Origin of the sequence: Brevibacterium sp. HMSC07C04, assembly GCF_001815905.1 — a bacterium.
In the GTDB taxonomy this organism is placed as follows: domain Bacteria; phylum Actinomycetota; class Actinomycetes; order Actinomycetales; family Brevibacteriaceae; genus Brevibacterium.
Genome location: NZ_KV823266.1, coordinates 17,138 through 33,057, shown reverse-complemented (window position 1 = coordinate 33,057; position 15,920 = coordinate 17,138). Strand labels below are relative to the sequence as shown.

General features: G+C 63.3%; 14 protein-coding genes and 1 tRNA gene. 2 read left to right on the top strand and 13 right to left on the bottom strand.

Translation table 11 applies throughout. From position 1 onward, the window contains the following. Nucleotides 1-76 precede the first annotated feature (76 nt). From HMPREF3162_RS07185 to mfd, 8 genes are all read right to left on the bottom strand, one after another. Nucleotides 77-1,435, bottom strand: coding sequence for an NAD(P)/FAD-dependent oxidoreductase (locus tag HMPREF3162_RS07185; RefSeq protein ID WP_070576813.1), 1,359 nt, complete (start codon nucleotides 1,433-1,435; stop codon nucleotides 77-79). A gap of 24 nt (nucleotides 1,436-1,459) precedes the next feature. Then, the gene (locus HMPREF3162_RS07180; protein ID WP_256282689.1) at nucleotides 1,460-2,713 is read right to left on the bottom strand and encodes a S8 family serine peptidase; all 1,254 of its coding nucleotides are present in this window, start codon (nucleotides 2,711-2,713) and stop codon (nucleotides 1,460-1,462) included. A 2-nt stretch (nucleotides 2,714-2,715) separates the two neighbouring features. Then, nucleotides 2,716-3,669, bottom strand: a complete 954-nt coding sequence (locus HMPREF3162_RS07175) for a Ppx/GppA phosphatase family protein (RefSeq protein WP_070576816.1) — start codon at nucleotides 3,667-3,669, stop codon at nucleotides 2,716-2,718. After that, nucleotides 3,666-4,166 carry a DUF501 domain-containing protein gene (locus HMPREF3162_RS07170; RefSeq protein ID WP_070777457.1) on the bottom strand — a complete coding sequence of 167 codons (501 nt, stop codon included), beginning with the start codon at nucleotides 4,164-4,166 and terminating at the stop codon, nucleotides 3,666-3,668. Before HMPREF3162_RS07170 ends, HMPREF3162_RS07175 begins: the two co-directional genes overlap by 4 nt. Then, entirely contained in the window at nucleotides 4,163-4,579 is a 417-nt protein-coding gene (locus tag HMPREF3162_RS07165) for an FtsB family cell division protein (protein WP_070576822.1), read from the bottom strand. Before HMPREF3162_RS07165 ends, HMPREF3162_RS07170 begins: the two co-directional genes overlap by 4 nt. A gap of 289 nt (nucleotides 4,580-4,868) precedes the next feature. Then, a complete protein-coding gene (eno, locus tag HMPREF3162_RS07160; protein WP_070576826.1) occupies nucleotides 4,869-6,149 on the bottom strand; it encodes a phosphopyruvate hydratase in 1,281 nt (426 codons plus the stop codon). Nucleotides 6,150-6,203: 54 nt separating this feature from the next. Next, nucleotides 6,204-6,944: a MazG nucleotide pyrophosphohydrolase domain-containing protein gene (locus tag HMPREF3162_RS07155; protein ID WP_070576829.1), complete on the bottom strand. Its 741-nt coding sequence runs from the start codon at nucleotides 6,942-6,944 to the stop codon at nucleotides 6,204-6,206. Beyond that, nucleotides 6,941-10,486 carry a transcription-repair coupling factor gene (gene mfd / locus HMPREF3162_RS07150; protein WP_070777455.1) on the bottom strand — a complete coding sequence of 1,182 codons (3,546 nt, stop codon included), beginning with the start codon at nucleotides 10,484-10,486 and terminating at the stop codon, nucleotides 6,941-6,943. The genes HMPREF3162_RS07155 and mfd overlap by 4 nt, the downstream gene beginning before the upstream one ends. Before the next feature lie 131 nt (nucleotides 10,487-10,617). On the opposite strand from mfd, the gene HMPREF3162_RS07145 reads away from it, so the two are divergent. Further along, on the top strand, nucleotides 10,618-11,310 hold the full coding sequence (locus tag HMPREF3162_RS07145) for a rhomboid family intramembrane serine protease (RefSeq protein ID WP_070576834.1): 693 nt from the start codon (nucleotides 10,618-10,620) through the stop codon (nucleotides 11,308-11,310). 1 nt (nucleotide 11,311) lies between these two features. On the opposite strand, the gene pth is transcribed toward HMPREF3162_RS07145, so the two are convergent. From pth to HMPREF3162_RS07120, 5 genes are all read right to left on the bottom strand, one after another. After that, nucleotides 11,312-11,893 carry an aminoacyl-tRNA hydrolase gene (pth, locus tag HMPREF3162_RS07140; RefSeq protein ID WP_070576837.1) on the bottom strand — a complete coding sequence of 194 codons (582 nt, stop codon included), beginning with the start codon at nucleotides 11,891-11,893 and terminating at the stop codon, nucleotides 11,312-11,314. 93 nt (nucleotides 11,894-11,986) lie between these two features. Beyond that, nucleotides 11,987-12,646: a 50S ribosomal protein L25/general stress protein Ctc gene (locus HMPREF3162_RS07135; RefSeq protein WP_070777453.1), complete on the bottom strand. Its 660-nt coding sequence runs from the start codon at nucleotides 12,644-12,646 to the stop codon at nucleotides 11,987-11,989. Nucleotides 12,647-12,843: 197 nt separating this feature from the next. Next, nucleotides 12,844-13,818, bottom strand: a complete 975-nt coding sequence (locus HMPREF3162_RS07130; RefSeq protein ID WP_070576842.1) for a ribose-phosphate diphosphokinase — start codon at nucleotides 13,816-13,818, stop codon at nucleotides 12,844-12,846. After that, nucleotides 13,815-15,263, bottom strand: coding sequence for a bifunctional UDP-N-acetylglucosamine diphosphorylase/glucosamine-1-phosphate N-acetyltransferase GlmU (gene glmU, locus HMPREF3162_RS07125; RefSeq protein WP_070576845.1), 1,449 nt, complete (start codon nucleotides 15,261-15,263; stop codon nucleotides 13,815-13,817). The genes HMPREF3162_RS07130 and glmU overlap by 4 nt, the downstream gene beginning before the upstream one ends. A 44-nt stretch (nucleotides 15,264-15,307) precedes the next feature. Further along, nucleotides 15,308-15,379 (bottom strand) — tRNA-Gln (locus HMPREF3162_RS07120). A 74-nt stretch (nucleotides 15,380-15,453) separates the two neighbouring features. On the opposite strand from HMPREF3162_RS07120, the gene HMPREF3162_RS07115 reads away from it, so the two are divergent. Further along, complete coding sequence (locus HMPREF3162_RS07115; RefSeq protein ID WP_070576848.1) at nucleotides 15,454-15,849, top strand: hypothetical protein; 396 nt, start codon at nucleotides 15,454-15,456, stop codon at nucleotides 15,847-15,849. The last annotated feature ends 71 nt before the right edge of the window (nucleotides 15,850-15,920 follow it).

The following is a 15,920-nucleotide window of genomic DNA, read 5'->3' as shown; positions in this document are numbered from 1 at the left end:
CGGGGCCACCGGAAATCGGTGGCCCCGCCTCGTGAGTGATCAGGCAGGCTGGCAATCAGCCCTGCGGATCAGCGCGTCACTTCTTGGGTGCGGGCTTTGAGTTAGCGGCTTCGACAAAGTTCTTCCGCGGCACGTCGAGGTCCTTGACCGGGGTGAGGTCGCGGCCGAGAATCAGGTTGAGTCCCCAGTTGACGAACACGCGAACCTTGCGGTCAAAGGATGGAATGGCGTAGCCGTGGTAGGCGCGGTGCATAGCCCAGGCAACGGGGCCGCGCAGTTCGGTCTTGCCCATCTGCGAAACACCCTTCCACAGACCCATGCCGGCGACAACGCCGAGTGACTTGTGGTAGTACTGCTTGAACTCGGTTTCGCCTCGCAGCGAAGCCAGCAGGTTTGCAGCCAGGACCGGGGCCTGCCGGACGGCGTGCTGAGCGTTCGGCACGCAGAAACCGCCGGGGCCGTCACCGGTGAGGTCTGGAACAGCAGCGTTGTCACCGGCAGCCCAAGCGCCTTCGACAACGCCGTTTTCATCTTCGACCCGCAGGTCTGCGCGCACCGTGACGCGACCGCGATCATCCAGCGGAAGGTCAGAGTCGACCAGCAGCGGATTGGCCTTGACACCGGCGTTCCACACAATGGTGTCGGCGGTGAACTGTTCGCCGTTGGAGAGCTTGCAGACCTTGTCGGTGCAGTCTTCCAGGAAGGTTTCGAGGTACACGTCGATGCCGCGAGAGCGCAGGTGCTCGACAACCCAGCGGGCCTGGGCTTCGCCGACTTCCGGCATAACGCGCGGCATGGCTTCGACCAGGACGAAGCGCACGTCGGCATCGGTGAGGGTTTCGCGTTCGCGAACACCTGCGCGGACCATGTCTTCGAGTTCTGCAAGGGCTTCGATGCCGGCGAATCCACCGCCGACGAACACGAACGTCAGAGCCTTGCGGCGCTCTTCGTCGTCTTCCATGAGGGCAGCTTCGTCAAGGCGGTTGAGCACGTGGTCGCGCAGGGCGACGGCTTCTTCGATCCGCTTGAGTCCGATGGCTTCGTCAGCCAGGCCCGGAATCGGCAGTGCGCGGGCCACAGCACCGGCGGCCAGCACGATGTAGTCGTAGTCGAGTTCAAACGCTTCGTCGCCTTCGGGTTCGATGGTGACGAACTTTTCAGCGTGGTTGATGTTGCGGACGGAGCCGATGACGACCTCTGCGCCCTTGAGGTTGCGGCGCAGAGGGACGATGGCGTGGCGCGCTTCAATCGAACCGCCGGCAACTTCCGGCAGGAACGGCGCGTACGTCATGTACGGGTTCGGGTCGACAACGGTGACGGTTGCTTCTCCGCGACCGAGGTTCTTCAGGAGGTTCTGGGCTGTGACGAGACCCAGGTAACCGCCGCCGACGATGAGGACACGAGGACGTAGTTTGCTGTTGCGAATCAAAGCCATGCCCCCAGTCTAGACCCAAACGGCTCAGTGCTTGCGACCGCGGTTGCGAAGGCCCGCGGCCACGCCGATTCCGGCTGATGTCGCGCCTGCGGCAAGCAGGATGGCCAGCACCGCGGGACCGCTGCGGGCATCGCGGGGCTGCACTTCTGTCAGTGTTCCGCTGGCATGGGTTGCCGGGGCCGAGGTGGAGTCTGGTTCGTCTTTTTTCTTCGATTCTGCTTCTGCTCGCCTGTGCATGTGAATCCACTCACTGAGCGCTTTTTCTGCTGACGGCGCTTTGTCGATGTCCGCTTTGAGCGCTTCGACGGGGCGTATGCGCCCATAGCCGACCGTGGTGTCGAAGTCATCCCCGGATGTCACTCCGTCGTGGTCTTTTACGGCCGCGGCGGTTGAGCGCAGTGCTTCGGCGGTCTGATCAGCCGTGTACTCGGGGTGGGCGGATCGGATGAGGGCCGCTGTTGCGGCGACGATCGGCGCAGCGAAGGAGCACCCTTCGGCCGTTCCGTAGTTTCCTCCGGTCAGCGGGACGGGAATGCCCTGGGACGGGGCCATGAGGTCGACGTCGACGCCGGGGGCTGACGACTGTTTGTCGACCTTTCCATTGCGGCCGATGCCGCCGACCCCGATGACACCGGGCACGGTTGCAGGCGACCACACGCGTTTGGCCCCCTGCGAGGCGTTGCCGACACAGGCGATGACGAGCGCGTCCTTTTTGTAGGCGTGCATGAATGCCTTGTCCCACGATTCGGGCCAGGCCGGGTCGTCCCACCCCAGTGACATATTGATGACTTTGGCACCGTTGTCGGCAGCCCATTTGACCGCATCGGCGGCTTGGTCGCGGCTGTCGGATTCGTCGGGTGTGTCTGAGCCCAGCCAGATGGAGGCCGACATGATGCGAGCGTCCGGGGCGATGCCCACCGGCCCAACGCCCTTGCCTGTGCCTGCAATGACACCGGCGACTGCCGTGCCGTGGTGGATTGTCTCTTGGGGGCCGACCGGTGTTGTGCCGTCCTTCTTCGCCCCGGAGAAGTCTTTTGCAGCGACCACGCGGTCTTTGAGGTTTTCGTGGCCGTCATCGGTTCCCGAATCGATGACGGCAACTTTGACGCCTTTGCCGGTTGAGGTCTTCCATGCCTCTTCCAGGCCGAGGTCTTCGGCAAACCACTGACCGGCGCTGGGTTCGACAGCTGCGGCCGGCTGGACTGTTCCGGCGCTGAGGACCACAGCGGTGACGGCCGCCGTGGCCGCGGCTCGCTTGATAACCGACACTGCCAGCATGGTCAGGCCGACCGCCGGGCCAGGTCGATGGCGATGCCGTCGAGAATGTCTGCCTCCGATGTGATCAGCGGAATGCTGTGACCTGCAGCCTGTTCGATCCTGTGGACCAGGCGGCGGTACACAATCGCCCCGCCGACGATCACGTCGACGCGGCCGGGGTGCATGTACGGCAGCTGTGCACGGTCTGCCGAGGTGGCCGCAAGTAGGCCCTCGACTGCCCGGTCTGCTTGTTCGCGGCGCAGCTGCGCACCGTGGATGACGTCCGGCTGATAGGCGTCAAGGCCGAGTGCGGCGGCAGTGATCGTGGTGATGGTTCCTGCCACTCCCACGAGTGCTTCTGCGGATGCGATGTTGACGTGCTTGGCTGCTTCATCGAACGCGGCGTCGACATCAGCTTCAACAGCTGCGATGTCGTCTGCGCTCACGGGGTCGGACGTGATGTGGCGTTCGGTCATGCGCACGCAGCCGATGTTCATCGAATACCCCGCTTCTACGGCCCCCGTGCCGACGACGAGTTCGGTGGAGCCTCCGCCTAGGTCCATGACGAGAACCGGCTGGGGCAGTCCCGCGTCAATGCGCGAACCGACACCCGCGGTCGCACCGAGGAAGCTCAGCGCCGCCTCGTCATCTCCGCTGATGACCTCCGGGGTGATGCCCAGACGCTGCTGCACGCCGGCAAAGAACTCGTCGCGGTTGTCGACATCGCGGCTGGCCGAAGTGGCAGCGAATCGAACCGGCATGGGGCCGTGTTCGCGAATGAGCGCGGCAAATTCCTCGCAGGCGGCAAAAACCCTTTCGAGTGCCTCGTCAGCGAATCGGCCGGTGGCATCAACGCCCTGGCCCAGGCGAACAATCCGCATGCAGCGGACCACGTCGACAACGCTGTTGCCTTCGACATCGGCAATGAGCAGGCGAATGGAGTTGGTTCCGCAGTCAACGGCGGCCGCGCGGGTCATCGGGCGACCTCGGGAACGCCGTCCATGAGCGACAGTGCGCGGTCACCGATCGGATTGATGCCGGGCCCGGCGGCCAGCGAGTGGGCGACGAGTGCGTGCAGGCACTTGATGCGGGTGGGCATGCCCCCGGCGGAGAAGTCTTTGATCTCCTCGACTTCGGCAATTCCGGCTTCCAGACCGATCTGCCTGCGGTCTTCCAGGTAGAACCGGTGCGCGGCACGGTAAGCCTCAGCGAGTTCGGGCAGTTCTGACAGCTGCGCGGTCCATTCGGTCATGATGCCGCTGGATTCCAGTCGGGAACATTCCCGCACGTAGTCCGGGTGCGTCAGGTAGTACACCGTGGGAAACGGCGTGCCGTCTTCCAACCGCGGGGCGGTTGCCACAACCAGCGGCTCACCGGCCACTGAGCGGGCAGCCACGCCCAGCATGCCGCGGGGAAAGCGGCCCAGCTGCTCTTCTACGACAGCGCGGTCCTGCTCCGAGCTTGAAAACTTCACTGATCCTCCGTTGCCATTCCCACTGTCGACATGTACTCGGCAAGTTCTTGATACCAGGGCCGGTCAACCTGCCCCTTATTGGCCTGACCTGTCGCAGTGTCTTCGCGGTCTTCGCCGACAACGATATACAGCGTTTCGCCTTCTTCTGCGTACAGGTGCTTTTCACGCGCGAGCTTCTTGATGTGCTCGGGGTCGTCGAAGTCTTTGCGACGCTTTTCGAGCTGGTCGATTTCCGTTTGCGTCTGGCTGTTCTGCTTTTCCAGCGCTCGGATCTGCTGCGTCTGACGAACACCCGCGCTGACCGAGGGCAGGAAGCCGACGGCCAAAAGCACGAGGATGATCGAAAAGACGGCAATACGAGCCGCAGACCAACGAGAACCGCCGTTTCTGCGCCGTTTGTCTGCGCCGCTCATATGCACCTCATTCGTGCGTAGGGGAAGGGAAGAAGCACGAATATGACAAGTCTGCCGTGTCAGTGCCAGATGTTAGGAGAAGCGTTCCTGGCGTGTCGGCATGATTCGGTTCACAGTCAGTGCTATCACAGGCGGCACTCAGGAACGGAAGCAGAGACCTCACAGCCAAGCCGTCGTGGGCGGGTCAGCGCGGACGGGCCAGCACAGAAGAAGAGCGGGGTGTGTTTCCACACCCCGCTCACACAGCGGCAGGCTCAGCGCAGCCGAGCGGCAGAAGACAGCCGAAAGGTCATCCCTGGAAGCGCGGGAAAGCGCCGCGGCCCGCATAGCGAGCAGCGTCACCCAGGATCTCCTCGATGACCAGCAGACGGTTGTACTTGGCCACGCGTTCCGAGCGCGCGGGGGCACCCGTCTTGATCTGCCCGGCGTTGACGGCAACCGCGAGATCCGCGATCGTCGTGTCTTCGGTTTCACCGGAGCGGTGGGAGATCATCGTGGTGTAGTTGTTCGACTGCGCCATCTGCACGGCGTCGAACGTTTCGGTGAGCGTGCCGATCTGGTTGACCTTGACCAGCAGTGAGTTTCCAGCACCTTCGTCGATGCCGCGAGCCAGGCGCTCGGGGTTGGTCACGAAGAGGTCGTCGCCGACCAGCTGCACGCGGCCGCCGAGCTTTTCGGTGATGGCAATCCAGCCGTCCCAGTCGTTTTCATCCAGCGGGTCTTCAATCGACACCAGGGGGTACTTGTCGACGAGATCAGCATAGTAGTCGGCCATCTGCTCGGCGGTGCGCTTTTCGCCTTCGAAGCTGTACACGCCATCGGAGAAGAACTCCGAGGAGGCCACGTCGAGGGCGAGCGCAACGTCCGAGCCCGGCTGGTAGCCGGCGTTCTTAATCGCTTCGAGGATGAGGTCGAGCGCCTCTGCGTTCGAACCGAGGTTCGGTGCGAATCCGCCTTCGTCACCCAGGCCTGTGGACAGGCCGCGGTCCTTGAGCACGCTCTTGAGCGCGTGGTAGACCTCGGTGCCCCAGCGGAGTGCTTCGCGGAAGCTCGCCGCTCCGATGGGGGCGATCATGAACTCCTGGATGTCGACGTTGGAGTCCGCGTGGGATCCGCCGTTGAGGATGTTCATCAGCGGCACCGGCATGATGTGTGCGTTCGGTCCGCCCAGGTAGCGAAACAGCGGCAGGTCAGAAGAGTCTGCCTGTGCGCGGGCTACTGCCAGCGAGGTTCCGAGCATGGCGTTTGCGCCCAGACGCGATTTGTTGTCGGTGCCGTCAAGGTCGATGAGGATCTGGTCGACGATCCGCTGTTCGTCGGCTTCTTCGCCTTCGATGGCGTCGTTGATCTCGCCCAGCACCGCTTCGACCGCTGCGAGGACGCCTTTGCCGTCGTAGCGTTCGGGGTCGCCGTCGCGCAGTTCGACAGCTTCGAACTCGCCGGTCGAGGCTCCCGAGGGAACACCTGCTGTGCCGACGGAGTCGTCTTCCAGCAGAATCTCAACTTCGATCGTCGGGTTGCCCCGCGAGTCGAGGATCTCTCGGGCGTTCGCGGCATCAATTCTTGCCATCTGGGTACTCCTTGTTGTTGTCGTCCCGGCGCACTCCAAAGGTGCGCTTTAAGTCTATCCGCGCTCGTGGGCGCTGCGGCCCAGTGTGGCCTTTTCTGCGGCTTCCGTAGCAGCACGCAGGGCCTTTTCGGGGTCCACTCCCCTGCTGTGCGCCTCCTGCACCAGGGCCAGGAGTTCATGTCCGATCCGCTGTTCTTCTGCCGAGGCGCCGGGCGGGTTCTGCAGTTGCCTCCCCATTCGCTGGGCTCGGTCGATGACCGCGGCCGCGCGTGCCAGCGCGGGCATGGTCCGCGGCAGCGAATCGAAAGAGCTTTTCACCGCCTGGCGACCTTCGGCTTTGCGTTCGCGGGCTTTTGTCCGCTCGTACATGTCTTCGACTTCCTCCAGCGTCCACGGTGCGGTGGAGTCGAAGACGTGCCGGTGGCGGCGGACGATTTTGTCTTTCAGCAGCTGTTCGACTTCGGCGAAAGAAGTCGGCGGCGCAGCCTGCCCCGTCGGCTGAGTGTGCGGTTGGGGTGCATCGATGACGGCAGCGTGAAACAGCACCTGGTAGAGGACATCGCCGAGTTCTTTTTTCAGCTCTGCCAGGCTCTGCGCATCAGGTGCTTCGCTGTGCTGCTGGATGGCTTCGAGCAGTTCATAGGTCTCCTCCAGCAGGAAAGGTGCCAGGCTTTCGTGCGTGTGGGCAGCCGCCCAGGGACAGCGTGCTCGCAGCAGGCTGAGCACTTCGGCCAAGGTGAGTCCAGCGGGATCCACGGGATCCCAGGAAACCGGTTCCGGCGCCTCGTCAGTCATGCGGCCTCATCCAGCGGAAATACCTGATCCAGCAGCGTGCGGCACCACTCCAGCAGATCCGAACCGGTGAGTTCGCGCTTGTCGAAGCCTTTGCCGGGGCGGACCGGTTTGGGCACGAGGATCGAGCGCAGCGCCGGTTTGATGAGCGCTTTCGGATACAGGCGCTTAAGCCGCACCACCTGCCATTCGGCCAGTTCCGCCGGGCCGAAGCGGATCATATTGCCCTGCGTGACGATGTCGCTGATGCCGGATTGGCGAGCGCGAATCCGCAGGCGCGCCACGTCCGCGAGCACCGCAACTTCGTCCGGGTAGGGGCCGTAGCGGTCGGTGAGCTCTTCGAGGACTTCTTGCAGCGCCTCTTCTGTTTCGGCGGCAGCGAGTTTGCGGTAGGCCTCCAGGCGCAGTCGTTCGTGTTCGACGTAGTCGGTCGGCAGGTGGGCGTCGATGGGCAGTTCGACCTTCATGGGCGGCAGCTCTTCTTCGCCGTCGCCCTTGAAGTCGGCAACCGCCTCACCGACCATCCGAATGTAGAGGTCGAAGCCGACACCCTCAATGTGGCCGGACTGCTGACCGCCCAGCAGATTGCCGGCACCGCGGATTTCGAGGTCCTTCATGGCCACCTGCATGCCCGCGCCGAGTTCTGTGTGGGCGGCAACCGTCTGCAGGCGGTCGTGAGCGGTTTCGGTCAGCGTGATGTCACTGGGATACAGGAAGTAGGCGTATGCGCGCTCACGTCCACGGCCCACTCGGCCGCGCAGCTGGTGCAGCTGGGACAGGCCCATGCGCTCTGCGCGGTCGACGATGAGCGTGTTGGCGTTGGAAATGTCGATGCCGGTCTCCACGATCGTGGTGCACACCAGAACGTCGTAGCGCTTTTCCCAGAAGTCGACAATCACCTGTTCGAGCTGGGTTTCGTTCATTTTGCCGTGGGCTACGGCAATGCGGGCCTCGGGTACGAGCTCCGCCAGATGGCCGGCGATCTTCTCGATGTCCTGGACGCGATTGTGGATGTAGAAGACCTGACCTTCGCGCAGCAGTTCGCGGCGAATCGCGGCGGCAACCTGTCGGTCTTCGTACTTGCCGACGTAGGTGAGCACGGGATGGCGCTCTTCCGGAGGGGTTGCAAGAGTCGACATTTCACGGATTCCCGTGACCGCCATTTCCAGGGTGCGGGGAATCGGAGTTGCAGACATGGCCAGTACATCGACGTTTGTGCGCAGCGCTTTGAGGGTCTCCTTGTGTTCAACCCCGAAGCGCTGCTCTTCGTCGATGATGACAAGGCCCAGGTCTTTGAACCGCACTTCGCCCGAGAGCAGCCGGTGGGTTCCGATGACCAAGTCGAGTTTGCCCTCTTTGAGGTCGTCTTTGATCTTCTGCACTTCCGCCGGGGTTTGGAAGCGCGACATGGCCCCAACTGTGACGGGGAAGCCGGAGTAGCGTTCGGAAAAGGTGTCGTAGTGCTGCTGGACCAACAGTGTTGTCGGCACGAGCACCGCAACCTGTTTGCCTTCCTGAATGGCTTTGAAGGCGGCGCGCACAGCGACTTCGGTTTTTCCGTAGCCCACATCACCGCAGATCAGCCGGTCCATGGGAATCTGCTTCTCCATGTCCTCTTTGACTTCGTCAATGGTGGTCAGCTGGTCCGGTGTTTCGTCGTAGGGGAAAGCGTCCTCCAGTTCCCGCTGCCACGGGGTGTCCGGGCCGAAAGCGTGGCCGACGGTCGCCCTGCGGGCCGCGTAGAGGCGGATGAGCTCACCGGCGATCTCCTTGACGGCTTTGCGGGCCTTCTTCTTGGTGTTCGACCAGTCCGAACCGCCCATCTTGTTGACCTTGGGGTCTTCTCCGCCGACATAGCGGGTCACCTGGTCCAGGGCGTCCGAGGGAACGAACAGACGGTCACCGGGCTGGCCGCGCTTCGAGGGCGCGTATTCGATGACGAGGTATTCGCGGGTGTGCTGGTCTTTGCCGCGCCCGGTGGTGCGCTGCATGAGTTCAACGAAGCGGCCCACGCCGTGCTGGTCGTGGACGACATAGTCACCCGGCTTGAGGTCGAGCGGGTCGACCTGGTTGCGTCGCCTGCGGCTGGGCAGGCGGCGCATGTCCCGGGTCGAAGTGGCTGCGGCACGACCGAGCACCTCGGCTTCTGTCAATACGGCGATGTGGTGCTGATCGAAGACGAAGCCGGCGTAGGCTGCCGCCGTTGTCACGAGAATTGCGCCTTCGGCCTTGTCGGCTAGGTCAGGTTCGAAGCGCGCCGGGAGGTCGGCTTCGCTGAAGACCTCCACCAGGCGCTCGCCCGGCCCCTTGCCCTCTGTGAGGACGTACACCTGCCAGCCGTCTTTGACGTGCTGCCCGACATCGGCCAGCACCGCCTGGACATCACCGGAATAGCCGCGCGGTTCACGCGCCCCGATTGTCAGCACCAGACGGTCGGACTCGAGTTCGTCGTCGATTGCGAAACCGCCCAGGTCCCACCACGAAAAGCCGCGATCCTGTGCTGCCTGCTGCACCTCGGCGTAGTCTGCGAAGCTGGCGGCAGACAGGTCGACGGGGCTTTCTGCACCTGCGGCAGCCGATGTCCAAGCTGCAGCCAAAAACTCTTCGGTTGTGGCAACGAGGTCGGCAGCACGCGCCTCGACCTTCTGCGGTGCTGTGACGAACACGGCGGTGTTCTCCGGCAGGATCGACATGAGCGGCTCCATGCCGTCGGCCAAAACCGGGGCGAGTGACTCCATGCCCTCGGCCGCAATGCCGTGGGAGATCTTCTGCAGCAGATCGGCTGCCGCGGGGACTTCGGGAATCAGATCGGCCGCGCGGCGGCGCACGTCTTCTGTCAGCAGCACTTCACGGCAGGGCGAGGCCCACAGCTCATACTGGGCGCCGTCGACGGTTTCGAGCGAACGCTGGTCGGCAACTGCGAAGGGACGGATCTCTTCAACTTCGTCCCCGAAGAACTCAATGCGCAGAGCGTGATCGTCAGTCGGCGGGAAGACGTCCAGAATTCCGCCCCGCACAGCGTATTCTCCGCGCCTGGACACCATGTCCACACGGCTGTAGGCCAGACCCGAAAGCCGTTCGGCCAGCTCTTCCAGATCGGCTTCGCTGCCCACTTTCAGGGCAACCGGCTCAAGGTCGCCCAGGCCCTTGACCAGCGGCTGCGTGACAGCGCGAATGGGTGCAACGACCACCGAAAGGGGGACATCGCCCGGGTGGGCCAAGCGGCGCAGCACCGACAGACGCTGGCCGACGGTGTCCGAACGCGGCGAAAGCCGTTCGTGCGGCAGGGTCTCCCACGACGGAAACATCGCAATGGAGCGCGGACTGAGGTGATCGGCCAGAGCATTGACGAGCTCGTCGGCCTCGCGGCCTGTCGCGGTGATGACAAGAACCGGGCGCTTCTGTGCGGCGGCCGCCGTGATGTGCGGCCACAGGCCCTTGACGGCTTGGATTGCACCGCTTCCGTGCTTTTCGCCGACCGCGTCGACGACGTCGGTGAATTCAGACAGGTCGGACAGGGCAGAGGAAATACCGCGAACAGACACCCCCACAGTCTAAACGCCGCGACTGCCCGGCTCGCCCCGTGTGCGGAGGCTCTTCCCGCAGGCGGTCAGTTCCTGTTCTCAGTCGATTCCCACCCCAGCGCGTTCTCATGCGTCTTTGACACCATGGAACTATGAGTTCACAGCAGACGCGCGGCGTCACCCTGACGGTCCCCGCGCACTACTTCGCCCCGGTTGTGATGCTTGCGCTCATGTGGATCATGCGCGTGATCAGCACGGTCATCCCCGGCAGCGTGCACGCCCTCGGCGTGCGCGCATGGAGTCCGTCGAGCCTGTGGGCGATCGCCACATCGCCGTTCGTGCACGTCAGCTGGTTCCATCTGCTGTCGAACACGATTCCGTTCCTCATTCTGGGGCTCATCGTCGCTTTTGACGGCGCCAAGCGCTTCGCCGCCGTCACCGTGGCCTCAGCCGTTGCCGGCGGGCTCGGGGTGTTCTTCCTCAACCGGCCCGGCACCGTGACGGTCGGGGCTTCCGGCCTCGTGTTCGGCTACTTCGGCTACCTCGTTCTGCGCGGGCTCTTTGCCCGCTGCGGGCTGCGCAAAGTCATCTACCTTGTCGTCGCCATCGTCGTAGCCGGACTGTACGGGGTCTCGATGGTCATCGGCTTGATCCCTCGTGGCACCTCGATGTCCTGGCAGGGTCACCTATTCGGCCTCATCGGCGGCTGCGCTGCTGCATGGGCGCTCGGCTCTGCGGCAAAGCCCAGGTCGGGACAGAACGCCCAGCACCTCACACAGGCCCAATCGCAGCAAACCAGAGACCCTGAGCTCGATCAGCTGCTGCGCGACCTCGATATTGAATAGCTCAGGCGCGTGACCGGCCGTGGTAGCGCTGCTGCGTGTCCGTCAGCCCCAGTCGCACGAGGTCTTCACAGGCATCCGCCAGATCGCTGATGAACAACGGCAGATCCGCGGCTTCAGAACGTGAGAAGGGGCGAAGGACGAAGTCTGCGGTGTCCATGCGCCCGGGTGGGCGGCCAACCCCTGCGCGCAGCCGCAGATAGTCGCGGGTCCCAATGTGCTGGGTGATGGAGCGCAGGCCATTGTGGCCGCCCTCTCCCCCGCCGATCTTGAGTTTGATGCTGTCGAAGGGAATGTCGACGTCGTCGTGGATGGCAATGATCCGCTCGGGATCGACACCGTAGAAATCGGCCAGTCCGCGCACCGCGATCCCGCTTTCGTTCATGTAGGTCATCGAGCGCATAAGCACAGCTTTGTCACTGCCGAGGCGGACGGTGTCGGCAAAAGCCCGGTGTTTGGTTTTGCCCAGCGCACCGCCGGTGCGGCGCAGCAGTTCGTCGACCACCATGTAGCCGATGTTGTGCCGAGTGCGCTCATAGCGCGAACCAGGATTGCCCAGGCCGACAATCAGCCAAGTTCCAGACATCACCGTTCTCCTCGAAAAAGTTCGCAGTGCTCAGGGTCGTGTATGTGCGAAAGGCCCCGCACAGCGGCGGGGCCTTCCACAGATATCAGCAGATCAGTCTTCGGACTCTTCTTCTGCTTCATCGCCGGCTTCTTCAGCGTCGTCGCCGGCTTCTTCGGGCTCGTCAGGCTGAGCGTCAGATTCGAGTTCGGCTTCGAGTTCCTCGGCAGACATCTCCTGCGAGACGTTGACAACCATGAGCTCTTCGTCGTCAACCAGTTCGATGCCGCCAGCGAGCTTGACGTCGCCCGCGTAGATGTGGTCGCCGGCTTCGCGGCCTTCGACCGAAACGACGAGCTCTTCCGGCAGGTCGGTGGCGTCTGCGAGAACGCGAATCGTGGTGGCTTCGAGCGCAACGATGGTTTCGGGAGCCGATTCGCCTTCGATCGTGATGGGGACGTCGACCTCGATCTTTTCGCCCTTCTTGACCTTGATGAGGTCAACGTGGACGATTTCTCGACGGACCGGGTGGCGCTGCACTTCACGTGCAACGGCAAGCGACTTGAAGCCGTCTTCGTCGTTCTTGATCTCCAGAAGTGCGTTCGGGACCTTCATCGCCATCATGATGTCGTGACCATCGACGGTCATGTGAACGGGGTCAATGCCGTGACCGTACATCACAGCGGGAACGCGACCGGCGCGGCGCGCGCGGCGGGATGCGCCCTTGCCGTGCTCTTCGCGCGGCTTGACGTTGAGAACAAAATCAGCTGCCATTGTGTCTCCTTCGTGGTGAATACAATCCCACGGCGGACGCAAGATAACCCGCGTCGATAACGGGAGTCTGAGCTCCCCTCGCCGAGGCAACCACACAAGGATACACGACGGTCTGCCGAAGGCTGAAATGCCGCAGACCGTACGCGGTGCCGAAACTCCGGCGGTCCGCGCTTTCGGGACTCAGCGCCGAAGCCTGCTCAGATGTGGAACAGGCTGGTGACGGATCCGTCTTCGAAGACTTCGTGCACTGCCCGCGCCAGGAGCGGGGCAATCGACAGTTCGGTGAGCTTGCCGAACTTCTTGTCATCATCAATCGGCAGGGTGTTGGTCACAATGACCTCTTCGGCGCAGGAGTTTTCCAAACGCTGCACTGCCGGACCGGAGAACACAGCGTGAGTGGCAACGATGATGACGCCCTTAGCTCCGGCGTTCATGCAGGCGTCAGCGGCCTGCACAATGGTGCCGCCGGTGTCGATCATGTCGTCGACGAGCACGCACATGCGGCCTTCGACGTCGCCGACGACGCGGTTGGCCTTGGATTCGTTCGGCCTATCGATGTCGCGTGTCTTGTGGATGAAGGCCAGCGGCACGCCGCCAAGCGCCTCTGACCAGTTTTCGGCCACCTTGATGCGGCCAGCGTCCGGCGAAACGACGGCCAGGCGACTGTCGTCATAGTTCTCCTTGACGTAGCCGGCCAGTGTCGGCAGGGCGACCAGGTGGTCTACGGGACCGTCGAAGAAGCCCTGGATCTGCGATGTGTGCAGATCGACCGTGATGATGCGGTCAGCGCCGGCGGCCCGGAAGAGGTCGGCCATGAGTCGAGCGGAGATCGGTTCGCGGCCGCGGTGCTTCTTGTCTTGGCGCGCATACGGGAAGAACGGGGCGATCACGGTGATGCGCTTGGCGGATGCGCGCTTGAGCGCATCGAGCATGATCAGCTGCTCCATAACCCATTCGTTGATGGGCGTGCAGTGCGACTGCAGGACGAAGACGTCGCTGCCGCGCACAGATTCTGAATAGCGGACGTAGATCTCACCGTTGGCAAACGGGCGGATTTCGGTTTCCAGCAGGTCCGTGCCGAGGTTCTCAGCAACATCGGCTGCCAGTTCCGGGTGTGAGCGCCCTGTGACCAGGACGAGTTTCTTTTCGCCGGTTGTTGTAATCTCGTTCACTTGCCCTCAGACTCCTTAGCGCGCTCTGCGGCCTCTGCAGCAGCTGTTCCGGGCCGGTTCTTCTGAACCCAACCTTCGATGTTTCTCTGTTCAGCGTATGTGATGGCCAGTGATCCCGCGGGCACGTCCTTGCGGATGACGGTGCCGGCTCCCGAATAGGCACCGTCGCCGACGGTCACAGGGGCAATGAACATCGTGTCCGAACCGGTGCGGCAGTGAGACCCCACAACGGTGCGGTGTTTGGTCTGTCCGTCGTAGTTGACGAACACAGAAGAAGCTCCGATGTTGGAGTGGTCGCCGATTTCGGCATCCCCAACGTAGGTCAGGTGGGGCACTTTGGTGCCGGTTCCGATCTGCGCGTTCTTGGTTTCGACGAAGGTTCCGATCTTACCGTTCGAGCCCAGTTCTGTGCCGGGCCGAAGGTAGGCGAACGGGCCGACCGAGGCGCCCTCGCCGATGACCGCGAGTTCCCCGTGAGTGCGGATGACGCGGGCTTCAGCCTTCACCTCTGTATCGGTGAGTGTGGTGTCCGGGCCGATCACGGCTCCGGTGCCGATGTCGGTTGCGCCGTGCAGCTGGACGTTCGGCAGGATCGTGACGTCGGGGCTGAGCGAGACATCGGAGTCGATCCACGTGGTTTCGGGGTCTATGACGGTCACACCTTCGCGCATCCAGCGCTCAACCGTGCGGCGATTGAGTTCACGTCCCAGCTGCGCCAGCTGCACGCGGTCATTGGCGCCTTCGACCTGCCACAGGTCGTCGGTGACCATCGCTGCGACTGACGAACCGGCATCGCGGGCCAGCCCGATGACGTCGGTGAGGTATTTTTCGCCCTGCGCGTTGTCGGTGCTGACCTGTTCGAGGGACGACCGCAGAACCGAGGCGTCAAAAGCGTAGATGCCGGAGTTGATTTCGGTGATCCTGCGCTGGGCTTCGTCAGCGTCTTTTTCTTCGACGATCCGCTCAAGCGCACCGGCGGAGTCGCGGATGATGCGACCGTAGCCGTGCGGGTTGTCCACGTGAGCGGACAGAACCGTGACCGCGTGGGAGCGCTCTTCGTGGAAGCGCACGAGGTCTGCGATGGTCTGCGAGGTCAGCAGCGGGACGTCGCCGTAGGTGACGACGACGGTGCCGCGCAGGTCCTGGGGCAGCTGGGTGAGCGCACATTCTGCTGCCCGGCCGGTGCCGGGCACGCTGTCCTGGTCGGCGACGATGATCGACTGCTCAACAGCCTCAGTCACCTGGTTCAGATGGTCTGCCACGAGGTCGCGCTCGTGTCGCAGCACGACCACGAGGTGTTCGGGGCCGACTCCGGCTGCCGCGCTGACCGCGTGGTGGAGGAGGGACCGCCCGCCGATCTGGTGCATCACCTTCGGTGTTGCGGACTTCATCCTGGTTCCGGCGCCTGCGGCCAGAACGATGACAGCTGCGGGATGGTCAGCCATGCTGCTCCTCGGTGTTGACTGCGCTGCGGTGTTTTCCGCATCAGCTCCGCCCTTAGGATTCGAACCTAAACTGCACGGCTCCAAAGGCCGGCGTGCTGCCGTTACACCAGGGCGGATTGTTCCCAGTGGGATACGGCCCCGAGCTGACCCGCTCAGGGCGCTCTCATATCTTGCCACTAGAATCAAGGCTATGGAAATCGTTCAGAATATCCTCGTCATTCTCCACCTTATCGGCATGGCGATGATCGTCGGCGGCTACCTCGTCACGGTCAAAGCTCCGCGCGTTCTGCCCGGTATGCTTCACGCCGCCGGTCTGCAGGTCGTAACCGGCGTCCTGCTGTTCGGAATGTTGGAGATGCAGGGCAGCCCGACCATGTCGTTGCGCGCCGGTGCCGGCATCAAGATTCTTTTGGGCCTTGTCGCTCTCATTGCGTTCATCATCGGCAACAAGCGCGAAAAGGCCGCCGCCTCCGCTGGCGCTGTCGCCGATGGCACTGTCAAGACCGCAGCTCCGTCCGCCGCTATGGCTCACACCGGGTTCATTGCCGCTGTGCTCGCCGTGATCGTCGCAGTCTTCACTCTCTGATACCACCGGCTTCGGGGCGCCGTGAGCACGGCGCCCCGTTTTCTTTCTGCACGCACTGCGCGCAGGTCTCG